Annotated in this window: 20 protein-coding genes; 3 read left to right on the forward strand and 17 right to left on the reverse strand. The window is 61.5% G+C overall.

The window, feature by feature from the left end; genetic code table 11:
- Positions 1 to 585 precede the first annotated feature (585 nt).
- The 3 genes from CFBP4996_RS10330 to CFBP4996_RS10340 all read left to right on the forward strand — a co-directional run bounded on the left by CFBP4996_RS10330 (position 586) and on the right by CFBP4996_RS10340 (position 6,275).
- Positions 586 to 1,779: an efflux RND transporter periplasmic adaptor subunit gene (locus tag CFBP4996_RS10330; RefSeq protein ID WP_003520590.1), complete on the forward strand. Its 1,194-nt coding sequence runs from the start codon at positions 586 to 588 to the stop codon at positions 1,777 to 1,779.
- A 13-nt stretch (positions 1,780 to 1,792) separates the two neighbouring features.
- The gene (locus CFBP4996_RS10335; RefSeq protein ID WP_080851006.1) at positions 1,793 to 5,113 is read left to right on the forward strand and encodes an efflux RND transporter permease subunit; all 3,321 of its coding nucleotides are present in this window, start codon (positions 1,793 to 1,795) and stop codon (positions 5,111 to 5,113) included.
- A gap of 472 nt (positions 5,114 to 5,585) precedes the next feature.
- Positions 5,586 to 6,275 carry a Crp/Fnr family transcriptional regulator gene (locus CFBP4996_RS10340; RefSeq protein WP_003510124.1) on the forward strand — a complete coding sequence of 230 codons (690 nt, stop codon included), beginning with the start codon at positions 5,586 to 5,588 and terminating at the stop codon, positions 6,273 to 6,275.
- Between the two features lie 72 nt (positions 6,276 to 6,347).
- Here the strand turns inward: CFBP4996_RS10340 and aidB are convergent, their stop codons facing one another.
- The 17 genes from aidB to urtD all read right to left on the reverse strand — a co-directional run bounded on the left by aidB (position 6,348) and on the right by urtD (position 18,866).
- On the reverse strand, positions 6,348 to 7,172 hold the full coding sequence (gene aidB, locus CFBP4996_RS10345; RefSeq protein WP_080851004.1) for an AidB family quorum-quenching N-acyl homoserine lactonase: 825 nt from the start codon (positions 7,170 to 7,172) through the stop codon (positions 6,348 to 6,350).
- A 3-nt stretch (positions 7,173 to 7,175) separates the two neighbouring features.
- Positions 7,176 to 7,787 carry an urease accessory protein UreG gene (gene ureG, locus CFBP4996_RS10350; RefSeq protein WP_020813394.1) on the reverse strand — a complete coding sequence of 204 codons (612 nt, stop codon included), beginning with the start codon at positions 7,785 to 7,787 and terminating at the stop codon, positions 7,176 to 7,178.
- Positions 7,788 to 7,944: 157 nt separating this feature from the next.
- Entirely contained in the window at positions 7,945 to 8,616 is a 672-nt protein-coding gene (locus CFBP4996_RS10355) for an urease accessory protein UreF (RefSeq protein ID WP_162935822.1), read from the reverse strand.
- A gap of 3 nt (positions 8,617 to 8,619) precedes the next feature.
- Entirely contained in the window at positions 8,620 to 9,105 is a 486-nt protein-coding gene (gene ureE / locus CFBP4996_RS10360) for an urease accessory protein UreE (protein WP_003520598.1), read from the reverse strand.
- A 308-nt stretch (positions 9,106 to 9,413) separates the two neighbouring features.
- Positions 9,414 to 9,950 carry a peroxiredoxin gene (locus CFBP4996_RS10365; RefSeq protein WP_003520599.1) on the reverse strand — a complete coding sequence of 179 codons (537 nt, stop codon included), beginning with the start codon at positions 9,948 to 9,950 and terminating at the stop codon, positions 9,414 to 9,416.
- Between the two features lie 143 nt (positions 9,951 to 10,093).
- Entirely contained in the window at positions 10,094 to 10,783 is a 690-nt protein-coding gene (locus CFBP4996_RS10370; protein WP_162935821.1) for a TIGR02117 family protein, read from the reverse strand.
- Between the two features lie 9 nt (positions 10,784 to 10,792).
- Positions 10,793 to 12,502 carry an urease subunit alpha gene (gene ureC / locus CFBP4996_RS10375; RefSeq protein WP_080850999.1) on the reverse strand — a complete coding sequence of 570 codons (1,710 nt, stop codon included), beginning with the start codon at positions 12,500 to 12,502 and terminating at the stop codon, positions 10,793 to 10,795.
- Between the two features lie 4 nt (positions 12,503 to 12,506).
- Positions 12,507 to 13,151 (reverse strand): Urease operon accessory protein, encoded by a 645-nt coding sequence (locus CFBP4996_RS10380; protein WP_080850997.1) that lies wholly within the window; start codon positions 13,149 to 13,151, stop codon positions 12,507 to 12,509.
- Positions 13,152 to 13,155: 4 nt separating this feature from the next.
- Positions 13,156 to 13,578 carry a lysozyme inhibitor LprI family protein gene (locus CFBP4996_RS10385; protein ID WP_162935820.1) on the reverse strand — a complete coding sequence of 141 codons (423 nt, stop codon included), beginning with the start codon at positions 13,576 to 13,578 and terminating at the stop codon, positions 13,156 to 13,158.
- A gap of 3 nt (positions 13,579 to 13,581) precedes the next feature.
- Positions 13,582 to 13,938 (reverse strand): GFA family protein, encoded by a 357-nt coding sequence (locus tag CFBP4996_RS10390; RefSeq protein WP_020808768.1) that lies wholly within the window; start codon positions 13,936 to 13,938, stop codon positions 13,582 to 13,584.
- 1 nt (position 13,939) lies between these two features.
- Positions 13,940 to 14,245, reverse strand: coding sequence for an urease subunit beta (locus CFBP4996_RS10395; RefSeq protein ID WP_020808767.1), 306 nt, complete (start codon positions 14,243 to 14,245; stop codon positions 13,940 to 13,942).
- A gap of 18 nt (positions 14,246 to 14,263) precedes the next feature.
- Entirely contained in the window at positions 14,264 to 14,521 is a 258-nt protein-coding gene (locus CFBP4996_RS10400; RefSeq protein WP_080850995.1) for a DUF1272 domain-containing protein, read from the reverse strand.
- Between the two features lie 10 nt (positions 14,522 to 14,531).
- On the reverse strand, positions 14,532 to 14,834 hold the full coding sequence (locus CFBP4996_RS10405) for an urease subunit gamma (protein WP_031233386.1): 303 nt from the start codon (positions 14,832 to 14,834) through the stop codon (positions 14,532 to 14,534).
- 111 nt (positions 14,835 to 14,945) lie between these two features.
- Entirely contained in the window at positions 14,946 to 15,797 is an 852-nt protein-coding gene (locus CFBP4996_RS10410) for an urease accessory protein UreD (RefSeq protein ID WP_162935819.1), read from the reverse strand.
- Positions 15,704 to 16,957, reverse strand: coding sequence for a CE1 family esterase (locus CFBP4996_RS10415; RefSeq protein ID WP_080850992.1), 1,254 nt, complete (start codon positions 16,955 to 16,957; stop codon positions 15,704 to 15,706). Before CFBP4996_RS10415 ends, CFBP4996_RS10410 begins: the two co-directional genes overlap by 94 nt.
- A 255-nt stretch (positions 16,958 to 17,212) precedes the next feature.
- Positions 17,213 to 17,908, reverse strand: coding sequence for an urea ABC transporter ATP-binding subunit UrtE (urtE, locus tag CFBP4996_RS10420; RefSeq protein WP_031233384.1), 696 nt, complete (start codon positions 17,906 to 17,908; stop codon positions 17,213 to 17,215).
- Positions 17,909 to 18,104: 196 nt separating this feature from the next.
- Positions 18,105 to 18,866, reverse strand: a complete 762-nt coding sequence (gene urtD, locus CFBP4996_RS10425; protein WP_080850989.1) for an urea ABC transporter ATP-binding protein UrtD — start codon at positions 18,864 to 18,866, stop codon at positions 18,105 to 18,107.
- Between the last annotated feature and the right edge of the window lie 4 nt (positions 18,867 to 18,870).

The raw sequence follows: 18,870 nt of genomic DNA on the forward strand, positions 1-18,870 counted from the left end.
CGGACCGACCGCCAAATCACCGAACGCGCGGTATTTCCGCGCGTTCGGATTCACGAAGAAAATTTAAAACCTCTCCTCCGTCATGCCGGACTAGATCCGGCATCCAGCCACGGCGCGTCTGCGCCGTTATAAGAGTCTCTCGCGATCAAGGACTTGATCGCGCTGGACCCCGGATCTCGTCCGGGGTGACGGTGTGCGGATGATACGTTTTGCCAAAACGCACAGATTTTGCGAAACTTTACGAACAATGCGAACATGCAGCCAGCCGGACACTCCACTGGTAACCCATTTGACGAATTACAATATCTCGACCTATACAAAAATGTATATCAACCATCGCGGCTATGCGGATTGATTTGTACGACAACAAGAATTACAGTCCCGCCCACAAGACTGCCAAATTTGATCTTGTAAAATAAGCACAGGGCAAAGGTGCTTAAGATTCGCGTTGAGGGGCGTTTGAATCGGGAGGATCGAAAAGGAAGTATTGTGATCCCTTGTTTCACATTCGCTATCGCATGACCTTTTAAAAAAGAGCCCTGGGGCTGCAGGACATGCGATCGGATATTGCGCGAGCCAAGACACATGCAGCATAAAGTCACGTTTAACCGCTTTGTATTCCTTCTTCTTTCCGCAACGGCGCTTCCCCTCTCCGCAGCCGCCGAGGGAGAGGCGCAGGCGCCGGTCAAACAGCAGAACCTGCCTTCCATCATCGTCGCCCATGCGGCAAAACGCGATCTCGTGGACCGCATCATCGCCACCGGCACGATCCGCCCCGTGGACGAGATTTACGTCCAGCCGCTGGTCGACGGCCTGTCCATCGACACGCTGAATGCCGATATCGGCGACCGGGTGGAAGCGAATGCGGTTCTGGCCGTGCTGTCCTCCGACAGCCTCGTGCTGCAAAAGAGCCAGCTTGAGGCCAACAAGGCCAAGGCCGAAGCCTCCGTCACCCAGTCGAAGGCGCAGGTGCTGGAAGCGCAGGCCAATCTCAATGACGCCCTTCGCCAGCGCGACCGCGCCGCCAAGCTCGGCCAGAGCGGCTCCGGCTCCGTCTCCGAGACGGAAAAGACCGAAGCGGCCGCTCAGGTGGCGCAGGCCCGCCTCGATGCGGCCAAACAGGCCGTTTCCGCCGGCGAAGCCGACATCAAGGTCGTCGATGCGCAGATCGACGACATCGATCTGAAGCTGACGCGCACCGGCGTGAAAACCCCGGTCGCCGGCATCGTATCCGCCAAGAACGCCAAGGTTGGCGCAATCGCCAGCGGTGCGGGCAATCCGCTGTTCACCGTCATCAAGGACGGCGCGATAGAACTCGTCGCCGATCTCTCCGAGACCGATATCCAGAAGGTCAAGGCAGGCCAGAAAGCCTATTTGACGGTTGCCGGCGGAGCTGAGAAAATAGAAGGCAAGGTGCGCCTCGTTTCACCCACCGTCGACCCGACGACGCGCCTCGGCTCCGTGCATGTGGTTCTGCCGACCGACAGCCCGGCGCGTTCCGGCATGTATGCCAGCGCGGCGATCATCGTCGAGGAGACGAATGCGCTCGCTTTGCCGCTGTCGGCCGTCACCTCCGGGCGTGAAGGCTCGACCACCCGCAAGGTGGAAGGCGACGTCGTCAAGCAGGTGAAGATCGAGACCGGCATCGAAGACGGCGGTTTTATCGAGATTGTCAGCGGTCTTGCCGCTGGAGACAAGGTTGTCGAGAAAGCTGGAGCATTCGTGCGTGATGGTGACCGGATAAGACCGGTGGAAGCCCAGACGGCTGCGTCCAACTGACTGAGGGAATGAGATGAACTTTTCCGCATGGTCAATCCGTAACCCGATTGCGCCGCTGCTCGGCTTCGCGCTTTTGATGATCCTCGGCATGCAGGCGTTCAACACCCTGCCCATCACCCGTTTTCCGAACATCGACGTTCCCGTCGTGGCCGTCACGGTCACCCAGAGCGGCGCTTCGCCGTCCGAGCTGGAAATGCAGGTGACGAAGGAGATCGAGGACGCCGTCGCCGCCATCAGCGGCGTCGACGAAATCCAGTCCACCGTGGTCGACGGACAGTCGACGACAACGGTTGTCTTCCGCATCGAAAAGCCGACGGAAGAGGCGGTTCAGGACACCAAGGACGCCATCGACAAGATCCGCAGCGACCTGCCCGCCGATATCGAAGTGCCTGTCGTCAGCAAGATCGACGTCGAGGGACAGGCGATCCAGACCTTCGCCGTCTCCTCGCCCAACATGACGCTGGAAGAACTGTCCTGGTTCGTGGATGACACGATCAAGCGTTCGCTCCAGGGCCAGTCCGGCATCGGCAAGGTCGACCGCTACGGCGGCGCGGACCGCGAGGTGCGCGTTTCGCTGAGCCCCGAAAAGCTCGACGCCTATGGCATCACCGCAACCGAGGTGAACAGCCAGCTGCGCGGCACCAATATCGATCTCGGCTCCGGCCGCGGCCAGGTCGGCGGCAACGAGCAGACCATCCGCACGCTCGGCGACACGCGCGATGTGAGCCAGCTCGCCAACACCACGATTGCGCTTTCCAACGGCCGTTTCGTCAAGCTTTCCGAGCTCGGCACGGTCACCGACACCTATCAGGAACAGAAATCCTTCTCGCGCTTCAACGGCAACCCCGCCGTCACCTTCGCGGTGTTCCGCTCCAAGGGCGCGAGCGAGGTATCGGTCGCCGAAACCGTGGCGGCAAGCCTCGATGAGGTGCGCAAGAATCATCCGGATGTGTCGATCGAAATGGTCGATGACGCCGTCTATTTCACCTATGGCAACTACAAGGCCGCGCTCGACACGCTGATCGAAGGCGCGATCCTCGCCGTCATCGTCGTCCTGCTCTTCCTGCGCAACTGGCGCGCGACCCTGATTGCCGCCGTGGCGCTGCCGCTTTCCGCGATCCCGACCTTCTGGATCATGGATATCATGGGCTTCTCGCTCAACCTCGTCAGCTTCCTCGCCCTGACGCTCGCCACGGGTATTCTCGTGGACGACGCCATCGTGGAAATCGAGAATATCGCCCGCCATATCAAGATGGGCAAGACGCCCTATCGGGCGGCACTCGAAGCGGCGGATGAAATCGGCCTTGCCGTCATCGCCACCAGCTTCACCATCATCGCGGTCTTCGTGCCGGTGTCGTTCATGCCCGGTATTCCCGGCCAGTACTTCATCCAGTTCGGCCTCACCGTCGCCTTCTCGGTGTTCTTCTCGCTCGCCGTGGCCCGTCTCATCACACCGTTGATGGCGGCCTATCTAATGCGCGCCGAAGATGCGATGGACGATCACCACGACAATGACAGCCGGCTGATGAAGGCCTATACGCGCATGGTGACCGCCACCACCCGCAAGTGGTGGGCGCGCTATCTGACGCTGCTCGGCGCCATTGGCTTCCTCGTCGCTTCCGTCATTCTGCTTGCCGGCGTTCCGGGGAGCTTCCTGCCGCCGGACGACGCCTCACGCGTGACGCTTTCGGTGGAACTGCCGCCCAATGCGACGCTCGACGAAACCGACCGCACGACGACGCAGATTTATCATGCCCTGCGTGACATCAACGGCGTCGAAAGCGTCTTCATCCTCGGCGGCGCTTCGCCCAAGGGCGATCTGGAGCTTCGCCGCGCCACCGTCAACGTCATCCTCCAGCACATCGACCATTCGCTGCTCAAGCTGGTGGTCAACAAGGGGCTGGGCTCCATTCCGCTCATCGGCCAATACTTGCCGAAGGTGGAGGAAAAGGGTCGCATACGTCCGCAATGGGATGTGGAACGGGATATTTTCGCGCAGGTGCGCGGCATTCCGGATGTCCGCATCATCAAGCTGAACGACCGTGCGGAACGCGAGCTCTCCTTCAACTTCCTCTCGACGAACGAGAAGGATCTGAACGACGCCGTCGGTATTCTCGAAAGCCGCCTGCGCGCTTCGCCCATCCTTGCCAATGTCAGCTCGGAAGGTGCATTGCCCCGCCCCGAACTGCAAATCCGCCCGCGCAAGGATGAAATCGCCCGTCTCGGCATCACGCCGCAGCAGATTTCGCAGACCGTGCGTGTCGCCACCATCGGCGATATCGATGCGCAGCTGACGAAGATTTCGCTGGATGACCGGCAGATTCCGATCCGCGTGCAGGCGTCGCTCGATACCCGCCGCGATCTCGCCACCATCCGCGCGCTGAAGATCAAGACCGCCTCCGGGTCGCTGGTGCCGCTCTATAGCGTTGCCGATATCGACTATTCGGAAGGTCCAAGCTCTATCAAGCGCAACGACCGCAACCGCGTCGTCTCCATCGGCTCCGACGTGCCCTTCGGCACGGCGCTCGACACCTCGACGGCGGAGTTCAAGCGCATCGTGTCGGAAACCGACCTGCCGGCGAGCGTTCGCCTTGCCGAAAGCGGCGACGCCAAGGTGCAGGGCGAAATGCAGCAGGGCTTCGTCAACGCCATGCTGCTCGGTCTGATGCTGGTGCTGGTGGTGCTCATCCTGCTGTTCAAGGATGTCATCCAGCCCTTCACCATCCTGTTCTCGCTGCCGCTTGCCATCGGCGGCGTGGCGGTCGCGCTCATCATCACGCAGAACGCGCTGTCCATGCCCGTTCTCATCGGCATCCTGATGCTGATGGGCATCGTGACGAAGAACGCCATCCTGCTGGTGGATTTCGCCATCGAAATGCGCCGTCACGGCATGGAACGGGTGCATGCCATGGTCGAGGCCGGCCGCAAGCGCGCCCGCCCGATCATCATGACCTCCATCGCCATGTCGGCGGGCATGTTGCCCTCCGCGCTCGGCGTCGGCGAAGGCGGTTCGTTCCGCGCGCCGATGGCGATTGCGGTGATCGGCGGCATCATCGTCTCGACGGTGCTGTCGCTCATCGTGGTGCCGGCCTTCTTCCTCATCATGGACGACCTGTCGCGCCTGCTCGCCCACCTCTTCGGCCGCTTCGTCGGCAAGAAGGAAGAGGAGGAAGAGGCCCTCTCCAACGAAAAACTCTCGGAGATCGCCCGCGAAAACAGCCTGGCGCTTTCCTCGCTGGAGGCACGCGTCGCCAGCATGGAAAAGGGCACCGGCGACAAGGCCGCGGACAAGGGCAGCAACATATTGCGGCTGCCGCCGCTTGCTGCGGAGTGAAGCTCGCAGAATAACGATTGAGACGCCGGGCCCTGTGCCCGGCGTTTTCTTTTGGGGAATGTTTAAAGAGCAAAACGTCGCCGCCTGTTTCTTCTCCCCGCCGGGGAGAAGGTGGCCCGAAGGGTCGGATGAGGGGGCACCTTCTCCGAACATCTCAACCCTCGCCCCCTCATCCCGCTGCCGCGACCTTCTCCCCCTCGGGGAGAAGAAATATGTGGCACTCGACCGCTCCATCTGCTCCACCGTGCTTTGAAGCACGAATGGACGAACCATTTCCTCCCCGTAACGACTGCAATCCTGTTTGATCGAAATCAATTCGCTTTCCAGGTGAACTGTTAATCTCCCTCGCATCGGGAATTGCCGGTCGAAGGATAATGCGATGAGCTCTTTTCAGATAGGCGTGCGGGAACACGAACATCCCCGGTTTCGTATCGCTTCGGACAGCCCGGCAAAAGGTATGAGCGGGAGCCGGATGGACGTGAACAAGACCGTGAAGCTGAGCAACAGGGACAGGAACATTCTGCTGCGTGCACCCTTGATCGGGATAGCGGATGATGCGGCGGCATTGAAGCTGATGGAGGCGGCGACCATCACCAATGTGAACGCCCGCCATGTGCTCTTCAAGGAAGGCGAAGCGGCGCAGCATTTCTACTGCGTGCTGTCGGGTTATATCAGGCTTTACCGGCTCGACCGGCATGGGCGCGAGGCGGATGTGCGCGTCAGCGGCCCCGGCGATACCTTCAATGAATGCCTGATTTTCGGCAGCGATACCTATCGCTACAGCGCGCAGGCGGCGGAAAGCTGCACCGTGGCGCGGTTCGAACTCACGAGAATCCGCAGCCTGATCGATCAGGAGCCGGCAATCGCCAAGGCCGTCATGCGCTGCCTGTCCAACAGCCTGCTGGCCACGATGGACTGCATTGCCAACGACCGGCTGCAGACGGCGCCGCAACGTGTCGCCCATTACCTCATCAATCAGGGCCCGCGCGACGCGACATCCTTTTCGCTACGGCTGCCGTTCCAGAAAAGCTTGCTCGCCGGCAAGCTCGGCCTCGCGCCGGAAGCGCTGTCGCGCGCCTTTTCGGCACTCAAAAAGGCTGGCGTTACCGTGCGCGGACGCATCGTGCAGGTCAATGACGTCGCCGCATTGAAGCAGATCTGAAGATACCGGGAGAGGATGAAGGGCGGGATGCCATCAGGCATTCCGCCCTTCTGCATGTCCGAAATCGGAAAATCAGTCCGGTTGCGGCACGAAGCGGAAGCTGTCGCCGTGCTGCTCGACACGGAAAAATCCGCCGAGATGACCGCCGGAAACCAGCCAGCCATGATCGGCGGCCTCGGCCAGCGCCTTGAGGCGTGTTTCATAAGCAAGCGCGGAATCGATATCGTAGACAAAACCGACGCCGGGATCCTTCACCTGCAACGCGCTGACATGCAGCACATCGCCCCATAATAACAGCCGCTCGTCGCCGTTGCCGATCAGATAACCGGTGTGCCCCGGCGTATGGCCGGGCATGGCGACTGCCTCGATACCCTCGGCGACCGCGCCCATGGGGATCGGCCGCAGCATCGGGCCGCAAATGTCGAGCAGCCGCGCGGCAAGGTCGAAACCGCCCTGCCGGGCTGGCGGCAGGCTCTTGCGCGCCTCCGCGCTGCTGAAAAAGCCGAGATCGGCCTCGGGAACCCATATGTCGGCATTGGGAAAATAAGGCTGGTCACTGTCGATGAGGCCAAGCGCATGGTCGCCATGAATATGGGTGAGGATGACGCGCCTCACATCGGCTGGCTGAATCCCGGCGGCGATCATCGCCGCGCGGGCATGGCCATAGGCTGCACCCCAGGCCGTGCCGCAACCGGCATCGATCAGCCAGATGCCCTCAGGCCCGGACAGCGCAAAGCAGTTGACGTCCATATCCACCGTTTCGCCCTGATGGTTGACAAGGGTCGCAGCCAGCGCTTCGGCGCCCTGACCGTGGATGAGATGGCCGACCGGCGCCTTGTAGACACCGTCGACAAAACGGGAAACCTCGTAAGCGCCGAAACGGCGGGAGATAGCCATATGTCAGAGACCGCCCTGCTCTTTCAGGAAACCGACGATGCGCTCCACGCCATCGCCGCGTTTCATGTCGGTGAACACGAAAGGCATGGCGTTGCGCATGCGGGTCGCATCGCTGTCCATGACGGTGAGGTCAGCACCGACATAGGGCGCAAGGTCCTTCTTGTTGATGACCAGCAGGTCCGAGCGGGTGATGCCCGGCCCGCCCTTGCGCGGAATTTCCTCGCCCTGGCAGACGGAGATGACATAGATGGTGATATCGGCCAGATCGGGCGAAAAGGTCGCGGCAAGATTGTCGCCGCCGGATTCGATGAAGACCACATCGAGATCGGGAAAGCGCGCATTGAGTCCGGCTATCGCCTGCAGATTGATCGTCGCATCCTCACGAATGGCCGTATGCGGGCAACCGCCCGTCTCGACCCCGACGATACGCTCGGACGGCAGTGCCTGCATGCGCACCAGCGCCTCGGCATCTTCCTTGGTGTAGATATCGTTGGTGACGACCGCGACGGAATAATCCGCGCTCATCGCCTTGCAGAGCTTCTCCGTCAGCGCCGTCTTGCCCGAACCGACCGGCCCGCCAATGCCGACGCGCAGCGGCCCATTACCCGATTTCATCACTCTGTTCCCTTCGATATGCTTTGGTCTTGTTTCACATAGTCCCTCAGCGGGACGCTTCAATATATGCAAGGATCGTGCCGCGAGTTTCTTCTCCCCGGCGGGGAGAAGAAACAAGCGGCATCCGCTCGTTCAATACGATCGTCATGCAGCGCGATCAGGAGCGGAAAAGCCGCGTGCCCTGCGTTTCATGGCGCATGGCTGCCGTATCGGCGATGATCGTCGCGCTGCCGAGATCGTCGAGCGTGGATTGCATCGCCCGCGCCGCCATCGCCGTGATGATCGCCTCGCTTGCGGCCAGAATGGTAACGCCATCCTTCTGTCCCGCGACCCCGAGGCGGATGCCCGCTGAAACGATCTGCGAGGCCCCGGCATGCAAAAAGGCGGCAATCGTTTCCCTGAGCGGCACCGCATGGCCGGAAGCGACCGCCCCGACGGCGATGGGATAGGGAACGTCTTTCGGCAGCAGGTCCAGAACCGCATGCGGCCATGCCCCGGCGGCGGCAACGAAAGCATCGCCCAGAAGCACCGTCTCGCGGTATCGCTCCGCCGAACCGGCCAGCGCCCGCGCCAGATCGGCCGTTTCGCTCAAGATGGCCGCGTCCCCGGCGCTGCGCCAGGCATGCGCCAGAAACACCACATCGTTCCACAGGCTGCCGTGGCGCAGCAGCGTTTCGAGCCAGTCGCGCAGGGCCGCCGCATCGCCGACGCGCCGATCCTCCACCGCCTTTTCAAGCCCGCCGGAATAGGAAAAACCACCGACGGGAAAGGCCGGCGACAGCCAGGCCATGAGCCGCAGCAGCGCGGCAACGCCGCGATCTTCGCTCACGGCTCAACCGTGATCGTGATGGTGATGCCCGTGGTCATGACCATGGGAATGGCCGCCATGGGCGTGGTAAGCGCCGCGGGCCGGCTGGAATGGCTCTTCCACCTCACGCACGGTGGCGCCCAGACCTTCCAGCATGGCGCGAATGACATGGTCGCGCAGGATGAGAATACGCTCTTCCTCGATCTGCGCGGAAAGGTGGCGGTTGCCCAGATGCCAGGCTAACTCGATCAGGTGAAGACGGTCCTTCGCCTTGATTTCGAACAGCTTTTCATCCGCTGCGCGAACCTCGATCAGGTCGCCGTTCTCCACCACCAGAAGATCGCCATGGGCAAACAGCACGGCTTCCTTCAGGTCCAGCATCACCATCTCGTCATTTTGCAGATGCAGCAGCTTGCGGCGCAGATGCCGCTGGTCATGCGCCAGGGTGACATAACCGGAAGCTTCGTCGGCAGGAGTTCCGGCCGGATGATAGGAGGTGACGCGCAGCATGGGATGATCCGTTTCAGAAACAGTCTTGGGGGTCCGATTTTTGCCGGATAGGCGGGGTGATTTCAAGGTGAATGAATGCAAGGTATGAAAAAGGCCGGCATTGCCGGCGTAAAGACTTGAGGCGTCCGGCAACTTCTCCTCCGTCATGCCGGACTGGATCCGGCATCCAGCCACGGCGCGTCTGCGCCGTGAGAGTAGTCCGGGATGACGATGTGCGGATGAGGCGGCATCGCGAAAGACAATCACGTCCCAGAAAACGAAAAAGCCCGGCATTGCGGCCGGGCCTTCGTAAAATCGCAAAACCAAAATCAGGCCGCAGCGCGGGCCTTCAGGTTTTCCAGAATGTTCTGCGGCGCGGAAACGCCATAGGGGTCGGATTCGCAATTGTCCGAATAGCCTTCTTCCTCGAACCACTGCTCGACGACGCCATCGTTGACGACGGCGGCGTAACGCCAGGAGCGCATGCCGAAACCGAGATTGTCCTTGGCGACCAGCATGCCCATCTTGCGGGTGAACTCACCCGAACCATCCGGAATGACCTTGACGTTTTCAAGGTTCTGGCCCTTTGCCCAGGCATTCATGACGAAGGCGTCATTGACCGACAGGCAATAGATGTCATCGACGCCGAGCGCGCGGAACTCACCCGCCAGCTTTTCGAAATCGGGAAGCTGGTAGGTCGAGCATGTCGGCGTGAAGGCGCCGGGCAGCGAAAACAGGACGACCTTCTTGCCCTTGAAATAATCGTCGGAGGTCATGTCCTGCCAACGGAACGGGTTGGGGCCACCGACGGCCTCATCGCGAACGCGCGTGCGGAAGGTTACGGCGGGCACTTTTTTGCCGAGCATGTCTTGTCTCCTGTTCTGGCGTTTTACGAGGATCGCTTGGGATCGATCCGCGCGGAATTCTTTTGCCGTTTCCATAGCGCAAGACGCGCTGCGGTGCAGCATAAAAATAGGCTTTGCCGGAGGAAAACCGCGGCTTGCGAGGATCAATTATGCAGCGCCACCGACCAGCGCAGAAATGGCGGCAACGGTGTCCACCAGCCGGTGCGAATGCCGGCCTCTCGCAACATGGCGGCCGACCATGTGTTGCAGCCGACAAGGGCGTTGAACCGGCCATTGGCCTCGAAAAACGCATCCGTCAGACCATAAGAAACGCCGGGTATCAGCCGCACCTTGCCCCCGGGCCCGCCCCCGTCATCGTCCCGCAGGAAGCTTGCGCGAATGGCGGCTACGAGGCGCCGATAGCCCGCTTCGGAAATGCGAAGGCGCTTTACCCCGGCAAGATCGGCGGGAAAATCCCCCGTCACATCCACATGCATCACCGACCGGTCGAGCGTCAGCGAACGCAGGACCGGCATGGGTTTCAGATCGGCCCAGGTGGGTGTTTCGGTGTAAAACGACCGGCCGCCCCAGCCGAACACCAGATAGGCCGCCGCCGGATGGTTGACGGCAATGCCGCCCTCCTGCAATTCGGAAAAGTCCCGCCGCAGATCGTCGTCAACCGGCAGGGCGATATCGGTGTGAATCGGGTTGGATAACAGCAGGATTTCGCGACCCACCACGCCGTCGCTCACATCCCCGGCGAAAAACGGGCGCGGCACGACAGTACCGAGCAGAAGCAACAGGAGGATCAGCAGCATGCCGCCGCCGATCCGCCTTGTGAGAAGTCTCAACACGAAATGCCGTCAGAACAGGAAATAACGCTGCGCCATCGGCAGCACCGTTGCCGGTTCGCAGGTCAGAAGCTCGCCATCCGCCCGCACTTCGTAGGTTTCCGGATCGACCTCGATATGTGGGGTGAGCGAGTTGTGGATCATCGACGCCTTGGAGATGCCGCCGCGCACATTCTTCACCGGCAGCAGCTTCTTGGCGACGCCGAGGCGCTGGGCAAGGCCGGCATCCAGCGACGCCTGCGACACGAAAGTGACCGAGGAATTGGTGCGCAGCTTGCCATAAGCGGCGAACATCGGCCGATAATGCATCGGCTGCGGCGTGGGAATGGAAGCATTCGGATCGCCCATCGGAGCGGCGGCAATCGAGCCGCCGAGCAGCACCATCTCCGGCTTCACGCCGAAAAAGGCCGGGTTCCACAACACCAGATCGGCGCGCTTGCCGACTTCGACGGAGCCGATCTCGTGGCTGACACCCTGGGCGATGGCCGGGTTGATCGTATACTTGGCGATATAGCGGCGGACACGGAAATTGTCGTTTTCGCCGGTCTCTTCCTTCAGGCGGCCGCGCTGGCGCTTCATCTTGTCGGCCGTCTGCCATGTGCGGATCGCCACTTCGCCGACGCGGCCCATGGCCTGGCTGTCGGAAGATATGATCGAAAACGCGCCGATATCGTGAAGAATATCCTCCGCCGCGATGGTTTCCTTGCGGATGCGGCTTTCGGCAAAGGCGATATCTTCAGGAATGGACGGCGACAGGTGATGGCACACCATCAGCATGTCCAGATGTTCGGCAAGCGTATTGACGGTATAGGGCCGTGTCGGGTTGGTGGAAGACGGAATGACGTTGGGATTGCCGCAGACCTTGATGATATCGGGCGCGTGCCCGCCGCCCGCCCCTTCGGTATGGAAGGCATGGATGGTGCGGCCCTTGATGGCGGCGACCGTATCTTCCACGAAACCGCTTTCATTCAGCGTATCGGTGTGGATCATCACCTGCACATCGTATTGATCGGCCACCGTCAGGCAATTGTCGATGGCGGCCGGCGTCGTGCCCCAGTCCTCATGCAGCTTCAGCGACGACGCGCCGGCAAGGATCATTTCCTCCAGAGGGGCCGGCAGCGAGGCATTGCCCTTGCCCGCGAGCCCAAGATTCATCGGGAAGGCATCGAAGCTTTCGATCATCCGCTCGATGTGCCAGGCACCGGTGCAGGTGGTGGCGAGCGTGCCATGGGCCGGGCCGGAACCGCCGCCCAGCATGCAGGTAATGCCGCTCATCAGCGCTTCTTCGATCTGCTGCGGGCAGATGTAATGGATATGCGCATCCATGCCGCCGGCCGTCAGTATCCTGCCCTCGCCGGCAATCGCCTCCGTCGAGGGGCCGACGATAATCGTCACGCCCGGTTGCGTATCGGGATTGCCAGCCTTGCCGATGGCGTGGATGCGCCCGTTCTTCAGGCCCACATCCGCCTTGTAGATGCCGCTATGGTCGACGATCACCACATTGGTGATGACGGTATCGACCGCGCCTTCGGCCCGCGTCGCCTGGCTTTGGCCCATGCCGTCGCGAATGACCTTGCCGCCGCCGAATTTCACTTCCTCGCCATAGATCGTGTGGTCCTTCTCGATCTCGATGAAGAGTTCGGTATCGGCAAGACGCACCTTGTCGCCAACGGTCGGGCCGAACATGCCGGCATAGGCGGCGCGGGAAATCTTGTAGGGCATGGGCTCAGGCTCCTTCGGACGCGGAGAAAATCGATGTGGGAGAAATTCGTGTCAGCCGGCCCTCGCCCGCGAGGGCTTCGACCAGCTGTTGTTCGGCGGTAAATGGATGGCCACTCCAGCCCTGATGACCGAAACCGGCAATCGCCACCTCGTCGCCATCGTCGCTCACGCTCTCAAGAACATGGGCGATGGCGAAAAGGCCGGTGCTGGGGCAGACATAGGGCATGGGCGCATAGGCTTCGAGCGCGGCATCGAGCCTTTCATGCACACTGCGCGGGATGACGATGTGCCCCTTGCCGGCTTCTCGTGCGATGGCGGCAAAGCCGGCGGTATAATCGGCGCAGAAATCGGTCAGTTCCGGCCAGCGTGCGCGGATATCCGGTTCCATTTCGGAAAATTTTGCGGGATCGCGCACCGACCAGATGGCGGAGGCCTGCCGCACGCCGTCGCTCTCGCGCCAGTCTGTCCCTTCCGCCATTTCGCGGCCCGGCCGCCCGGTATTGCACACCGCCACCACATCGGTGCGTGTGCCGCCCGGCCCCAGCGACCGGCAATCATTGAAGCGGATGACGATATCGGAACAATCGATGAAATCAGCAGCACCCGGCGGCAGCTCCCCGTTTCCAACGATCGTGATGCGCCGCCCCATGCGTTCAGAAACCTTCCGACAACTGACGCAGCTCTTCCGCCCGCTTGCCGCTCATCTCGGCAAGGCAGGAGGAAATCAACATCGGTTCCATCGAGCCGCCGCGGGCCTGAAAGCCTGAAAGCGCGCAATTGGCGTCACGAAACGCCACCCAGGCGCGCTGGGCAGTCACCAGCGCGTCGGTCGCACCCTTGCCATCTGCATCCGCCGTCTTGTCGCGCTCGGTGAGCAGCTTGCGCAGCTTCTGATATTCGGCGTTGAGCTGCTTGTCGGCCTTTTCGTAATCCTTGCCGGCGCAGATGGTCATGTCCGCCTGTGTCTGCGGGGCCTTGCAATCCGGCTCGCCCTGTGCGGCGGCCGGCATGGACAGGCCGGCGGTCGCACTGAACAGCACGGCCGCCATAAGGACGTTTTTTCGGCTCATCTCCATCGCTCAGGCCGCCGCGCCATCGAAAGCCTGCGGCTTCAACGCCCGGGGATCGACACCATCGAGACAATTGGCATTGACCGCCACCATCGGCGTTCCATCCGGCCCGTCAGCATAAGCAAAGCTCTCGATGCCGCAGGTGGAGCAGAAAAGATGATGGATCTTGTGTTTGTTGAAGAGATATTCCGCCAGCTTGTCCTCGCCGGAAAGCAGCGTGAATTTCTCACGCGGCGCAAAGGCGAGCGTGGAACCGAGACGCTTGCAGCGCGAGCAATTGCAGATGACGGTATGGTCGAGATCGGCATCGACCTCGAAGCTCACATCGCCGCACTGGCAGCTTCCATGATAATGCGCCGTCGCCATTTCATAACCTCCCCATGACCTGTTGACGGAAACCGTAAACCTCGCGCTTGCCGGAAAGCGGCACCAGCGTCACTTCCCGTTTCTGGCCGGGTTCGAAACGAACCGCCGTGCCGGCGGGAATATCGAGGCGCATGCCGCGCGCCTTGTCGCGGTCGAACAGGAGACCCGCATTGGTCTCGAAGAAATGATAGTGGCTGCCCACCTGCACCGGCCGGTCGCCCGAATTGGCGACTTCGATGGTCACGGTCGGCTGGCCGGCATTGAGTTCGATGCTGCCCTCTGCGGCAATGATTTCGCCTGGTTTCATGGTATTTCCCCTTTTGTCTCAGGCAGCGTTGGCCGCCGTGCAGCCTTCAGCCTTCAGGACGCGCCGTGTCGACGCGGGATTATTGACGAGTTTCGCCGCCGGGCGAATGGGCCTGCGAACCAGCTCACCACCGCAATTCGGGCAGGCGCCGTGAAGCACATCCGTTACGCAATCGACGCAGAAGGTACATTCGAACGAGCAGATCATCGCATCCCGGCTGTCGGGGGCAAGATCGCGGTCGCAGCATTCGCAATTGGGCCGAAGCTCCAACGCCATATTCGCCCCCTCACCGTATCGGTTCGTGAACGGTCACCAGCTTGGTGCCATCGGGAAACGTCGCTTCCACCTGCACATCGTGGATCATCTCGGCCACACCTTCCATCACCTGATGGCGGGAGATGACATGCGCGCCAGCTTCCATCAGCTCGGCCACGGCGCGGCCGTCGCGGGCGCCCTCGACCACGAAATCGGTAATCAGCGCAATCGCTTCGGGATAGTTCAGCTTCACGCCGCGTTCCAGCCGGCGGCGCGCCACCATGGCGGCCATGGAAATCAGCAGCTTGTCTTTTTCTCTTGGGCTAAGGTTCATCGTGGTCCCGCAGCTTTCGCACCTGCCCCGCAAATCAAAGCGTTTCCGGGGCCAAATTCGACTTGTTTGACAGACCCCCGAAGGACGTCGGTTGCCGACGATCCGAAGGGTTTACAGATTCCAGACTTTCGGCACTGGCGCGCCGTTTCGCAAGAGCGAAATGATCGGAAAAAGCAATTTTCTCAAGGAGAAACCATCTTCAGCAGAGACCCGAACGACAAGCTTGCCCTGCCATTCGCTGGCACCGCCGCTTTCCCCGGCAATAGCCCGGATTTTAGGCAGAAGCGCCTCGGCCAGAGGCCCGATATAAAGCAGCGTCGCAAAGGCGACCTGACCGGCCAGCACCGCCGGTTTCGCGGTCAGCGCCGCTACCTCGCCTTCCAGCAGAAGCTCTTCGGCATGAACCAGCTTACCCCCGTGGCGAATGCGCCAGCGGTCGCGGAAAAGGCCATACGCCATCGCCTCGCCCATGGCCTGGCGGCCGAGCAGCACGGCTTCGATGGCGATGAATTCGGAAGATTGGTCGAGATCGGCTTCCAGCCGGCGGGTCAGCGACGCCCGGTCGAAAAGGATGGTTTCCTGCGGCAGCCAGTGCAATCTGGCGCCCGGCCCGGCGGAAACGCGGGCGGTAACGGTGGCGGTTCCGGAGGATGCCTTGTAGACCTTCTCGCAGGCCTGCGTGGTTACCACCAGCGAGGTGCCGGCGCCGGCAACCGCCTGCCATTCGAGTTCGTCTCCGCCGGTCAGACCGCCCGAGGAATTGATGAGAATGGCTTCGGCTTCGTTTGAAAAGGTTTCCGGTAGACGGATTTTGGCGCAGCCTTCCTGGAACAGTTCCTCCAGCCGGCTGCGCCCTTCAACCGCTTTGGTTACAATGCGTCCTCTGCCACGGGCGCGCTGCTGCCGGACAGGTTGAGCGTCTTGGCGACCGGAAGGGCCGATGGCTTGCTGTTCTGGCTGCACGCGGTCTCCGAAGCGGTTGCGGAAGCGGATGAGGCCTTTGCGCCGCAATCCTTCTTGACGACGGCATCCACGACCAGCTGCCCTTCCGTATTGCGGAAGAAATCCCACATTCTTTCGGCCGCATCAACCGTGCGCGTCACTTCGCCTGTGGGCATCTTGCGCTCCACGGCCGGTTCCGCCTTCGGCGTCTGTTCGCCGCCCGGCTTGCGGGTGACGACGGCGCTCGCGGCCAGCACTTCCGCCTTCATGGTGGCGCGCGGCCAGGCGTGGTCCCAGTCGTTGATGACATAGGACTGAATGCGTGCGCCAGCCTTGCAGACATCGTAGGAATTGACCGTGAAACTTTCGCCCACCTTGCTTTTGGCGGCGCCCTTGCAGCCGTCCATCTCGGCCCAGCGCTTCAGCGCCGTCTCGCCGCCATATTGCCAATAGGATTTGCCGCCGCCCTGATAGGGGTTGGCGGGATCCTTCAGTCCGGCAAAGGCGATGATGGACATCGGCCGCGCCGGCGTGCAGCTTGCCGCATCCGGTGCCCATTTGCCCTCGGTCTCCAGCGGATAACCCGCGCGCAGTGAGGCGACGAAACCGGCAGCGGTGAAATCCGCGCTGCCATTGCAGATGAATTGCGACAGCATGCGCCCGCCGCCGGAATAACCGGAACCGTAAAAACGCTCCTCATCCACGCAGAACTTGCCCTTCACCATGGTGATGGCATCGCGAATGAAGCCGACCTCGTCCAGCCCGCCCGGACGCTTGGTAACACCGGGAACATTCCAGGCATGGGTGCCCGGCAATTCGCCGTTCAGGCTGCCGGCCAGCGCCACCACCACCAGACCGTCACGCTCAGCCAGCTTGTCCCAGCCGCTGCGGTTCAGCTGGCCATGCGGATTGCTGTTGGAGCCATGGAAATCGAACACGACAGGCAGCGGCTTTTTTCCATCATAGGCCGAGGGAACAAAATAGACGCCGTCGCGTTTTTCACCGTTGGAGAGAATGGAAAAATCATGCCTGCCCGGTTCCATGCCGGGTCCGGGCAACTGACCGCAGGTCGATGCCGACGCTGCGACACCGGCGCTCGCGCACATCGCAAGACCCAGAAACAGGGTGCGGGCGGAGCGGAACAGCCGGGCGGTCCGGCCAATGGCAAAGTCTTGATGCATTGACACGCCTTTATTGGGCACGGTTTTCCCGACGATACGTCGGACGTGCGTGGAATGTAAGGGATCAACTGTCGCGGCGTGCGAATAGACTTTTCCTGTGTCTCGCATGCAGCATTTGCGCTGCCAATATCACAGGCAATTATTCAATGAAATGCTAAAATTACGCATGAAAGCCATGTCGAGGCGCATAGGCTTTCAAAATATTAATCGGCCGTTTGCACGCCGTGATCGGCGCGCAAAGGTTTTAGTCTCGATTTATACTGTCAGGTGACGCCGCGCTTCCGGTGTATCCAGCGTTTCGGCCAGCCCCTGATGCACGATTTCGCCCCGGTCCATGATGTAGACGTAATCGGCAAGCTCGCGGCAGAAATCCAGATATTGCTCGACCAGCAGGATCGCCATGCCGGTGGAATCGCGCAGATATTTGATCGCCCGGCCGATATCCTTGATGATCGACGGCTGAATGCCCTCGGTCGGCTCGTCGAGAACGAGGATCTTCGGTCGCGTCACCAGCGCCCGGCCGATGGCGAGCTGCTGCTGCTGGCCGCCGGAAAGATCGCCGCCGCGCCTTCCCAGCATGGATTGCAGCACCGGAAACAGGCTGAAAATATCGTCGGGAATGAACCGTTCCTTACGCGGCAGCGGCGCATAGCCGCTTTCGAGATTCTCCTGCACGCTGAGCAGCGGAAAGATTTCTCGCCCCTGCGGCACGTAGCCGACACCGCGCTTGGCCCGGTGGTAAGGCGCCAGCCCATCCAGCGCCGCCCCTTCAAAGCTGATCGTCCCGGCACTGATGGCGTGCTGGCCGGTAACGGCCCGCAGCAGCGAGCTTTTGCCCACCCCGTTGCGGCCGAGGACACAGGTGATCTTGCCCATCTCCGCCGTCAGCGAAACGCCGCGCAAGGCCTGCGCCGCGCCGTAATGGAGGTTGATGTTGTCGACGTTCAGCATGGTGAAACTCCATTGGCGCATTGGTGGGAGGCGCTACCCCCCTCTGCCCTGCCGGGCATCTCCCCCTCAAGGGGGGAGATCGGCAAGCGGCGAAAACTCTGCCCATGGAACGGGCGGGTGCGGCATCTGATCTCCCCCCTTGAGGGGGAGATGCCCGGCAGGGCAGAGGGGGGTATGGCGAACGCAGACGCTTCCATCACCGCCCCAGATAATTCTCGATCACCTTCGGATCGTTCGACACAAAATCGATCGATCCCTCCGCCAGCACCGAGCCTTCGGCAAGACACGTCACCTTCACCCCCAGTTCGCGGATGAAACCCATGTCGTGTTCCACCACCACAACCGAACGGGTCTTGGCGATTTCCTTCAAAAGCACGGCGGTTTCAGCGGTTTCCGCATCCGTCATGCCGGCCACCGGCTCATCCACCAAAAGCAGCTTCGGCTCCTGCGCCAGCAGCATGCCGATTTCCAGCCATTGTTTCTGGCCGTGCGAGAGGTTGGCGGCGAGATCGCCGCGGCGGTGGCCGAGGCGCACAGTGGCGAGGATTTCCTCGATGCGGGCCTTGTCTTCCTCCGTCAGCCGGTAAAACAGCGTCGCGAACACGCCGCGCTTGCGGTTGAGCGCCAGTTCCAGATTGTCCCATACGGTATGGCTTTCGAACACCGTCGGTTTCTGGAACTTTCGCCCTATGCCGAGCTGGGCGATGTCCGCCTCGTCCTTTTTGGTGAGGTCGATGCTGTCTTCGAACAGCACCGTGCCCGTATCCGGCCTTGTCTTGCCGGTGATGATGTCCATCATCGTCGTTTTGCCCGCACCGTTCGGGCCGATGATAGCGCGCAGCTCACCGGGTTCCACCACGAAGGAGAGGGAATTGAGCGCCCTGAAACCATCGAAGGACACCGAGACGCCGTCGAGATAAAGCAGGCTTTTCGTTCTGTTTTCGGAAACTGTGTTCATGTCC

The sequence above is a fragment of the Agrobacterium leguminum genome (assembly GCF_005144435.2).
Lineage (GTDB): Bacteria > Pseudomonadota > Alphaproteobacteria > Rhizobiales > Rhizobiaceae > Agrobacterium > Agrobacterium leguminum.

Excerpts from the sequence above, each read along its gene's own strand:
- CFBP4996_RS10395 (WP_020808767.1), bottom strand. The coding sequence starts at position 14,245 with ATGAAACCAGGCGAAATCATTGCCGCAGAGGGCAGCATCGAACTCAAT.
- CFBP4996_RS10415 (WP_080850992.1), bottom strand. The coding sequence starts at position 16,957 with ATGCATCAAGACTTTGCCATTGGCCGGACCGCCCGGCTGTTCCGCTCC.
- CFBP4996_RS10365 (WP_003520599.1), bottom strand. The coding sequence starts at position 9,950 with ATGCTCGGCAAAAAAGTGCCCGCCGTAACCTTCCGCACGCGCGTTCGC.
- ureG (WP_020813394.1), bottom strand. The coding sequence starts at position 7,787 with ATGAAATCGGGTAATGGGCCGCTGCGCGTCGGCATTGGCGGGCCGGTC.
- CFBP4996_RS10405 (WP_031233386.1), bottom strand. The coding sequence starts at position 14,834 with ATGAACCTTAGCCCAAGAGAAAAAGACAAGCTGCTGATTTCCATGGCC.
- aidB (WP_080851004.1), bottom strand. The coding sequence starts at position 7,172 with ATGGCTATCTCCCGCCGTTTCGGCGCTTACGAGGTTTCCCGTTTTGTC.
- CFBP4996_RS10340 (WP_003510124.1), top strand. The coding sequence starts at position 5,586 with ATGGACGTGAACAAGACCGTGAAGCTGAGCAACAGGGACAGGAACATT.
- CFBP4996_RS10400 (WP_080850995.1), bottom strand. The coding sequence starts at position 14,521 with ATGGCGTTGGAGCTTCGGCCCAATTGCGAATGCTGCGACCGCGATCTT.
- urtE (WP_031233384.1), bottom strand. The coding sequence starts at position 17,908 with ATGCTGAACGTCGACAACATCAACCTCCATTACGGCGCGGCGCAGGCC.
- CFBP4996_RS10390 (WP_020808768.1), bottom strand. The coding sequence starts at position 13,938 with ATGGCGACGGCGCATTATCATGGAAGCTGCCAGTGCGGCGATGTGAGC.
- CFBP4996_RS10380 (WP_080850997.1), bottom strand. The coding sequence starts at position 13,151 with ATGGGGCGGCGCATCACGATCGTTGGAAACGGGGAGCTGCCGCCGGGT.
- CFBP4996_RS10330 (WP_003520590.1), top strand. The coding sequence starts at position 586 with ATGCAGCATAAAGTCACGTTTAACCGCTTTGTATTCCTTCTTCTTTCC.
- CFBP4996_RS10385 (WP_162935820.1), bottom strand. The coding sequence starts at position 13,578 with ATGGAGATGAGCCGAAAAAACGTCCTTATGGCGGCCGTGCTGTTCAGT.
- CFBP4996_RS10335 (WP_080851006.1), top strand. The coding sequence starts at position 1,793 with ATGAACTTTTCCGCATGGTCAATCCGTAACCCGATTGCGCCGCTGCTC.
- ureC (WP_080850999.1), bottom strand. The coding sequence starts at position 12,502 with ATGCCCTACAAGATTTCCCGCGCCGCCTATGCCGGCATGTTCGGCCCG.
- urtD (WP_080850989.1), bottom strand. The coding sequence starts at position 18,866 with ATGAACACAGTTTCCGAAAACAGAACGAAAAGCCTGCTTTATCTCGAC.
- ureE (WP_003520598.1), bottom strand. The coding sequence starts at position 9,105 with ATGCTGCGCGTCACCTCCTATCATCCGGCCGGAACTCCTGCCGACGAA.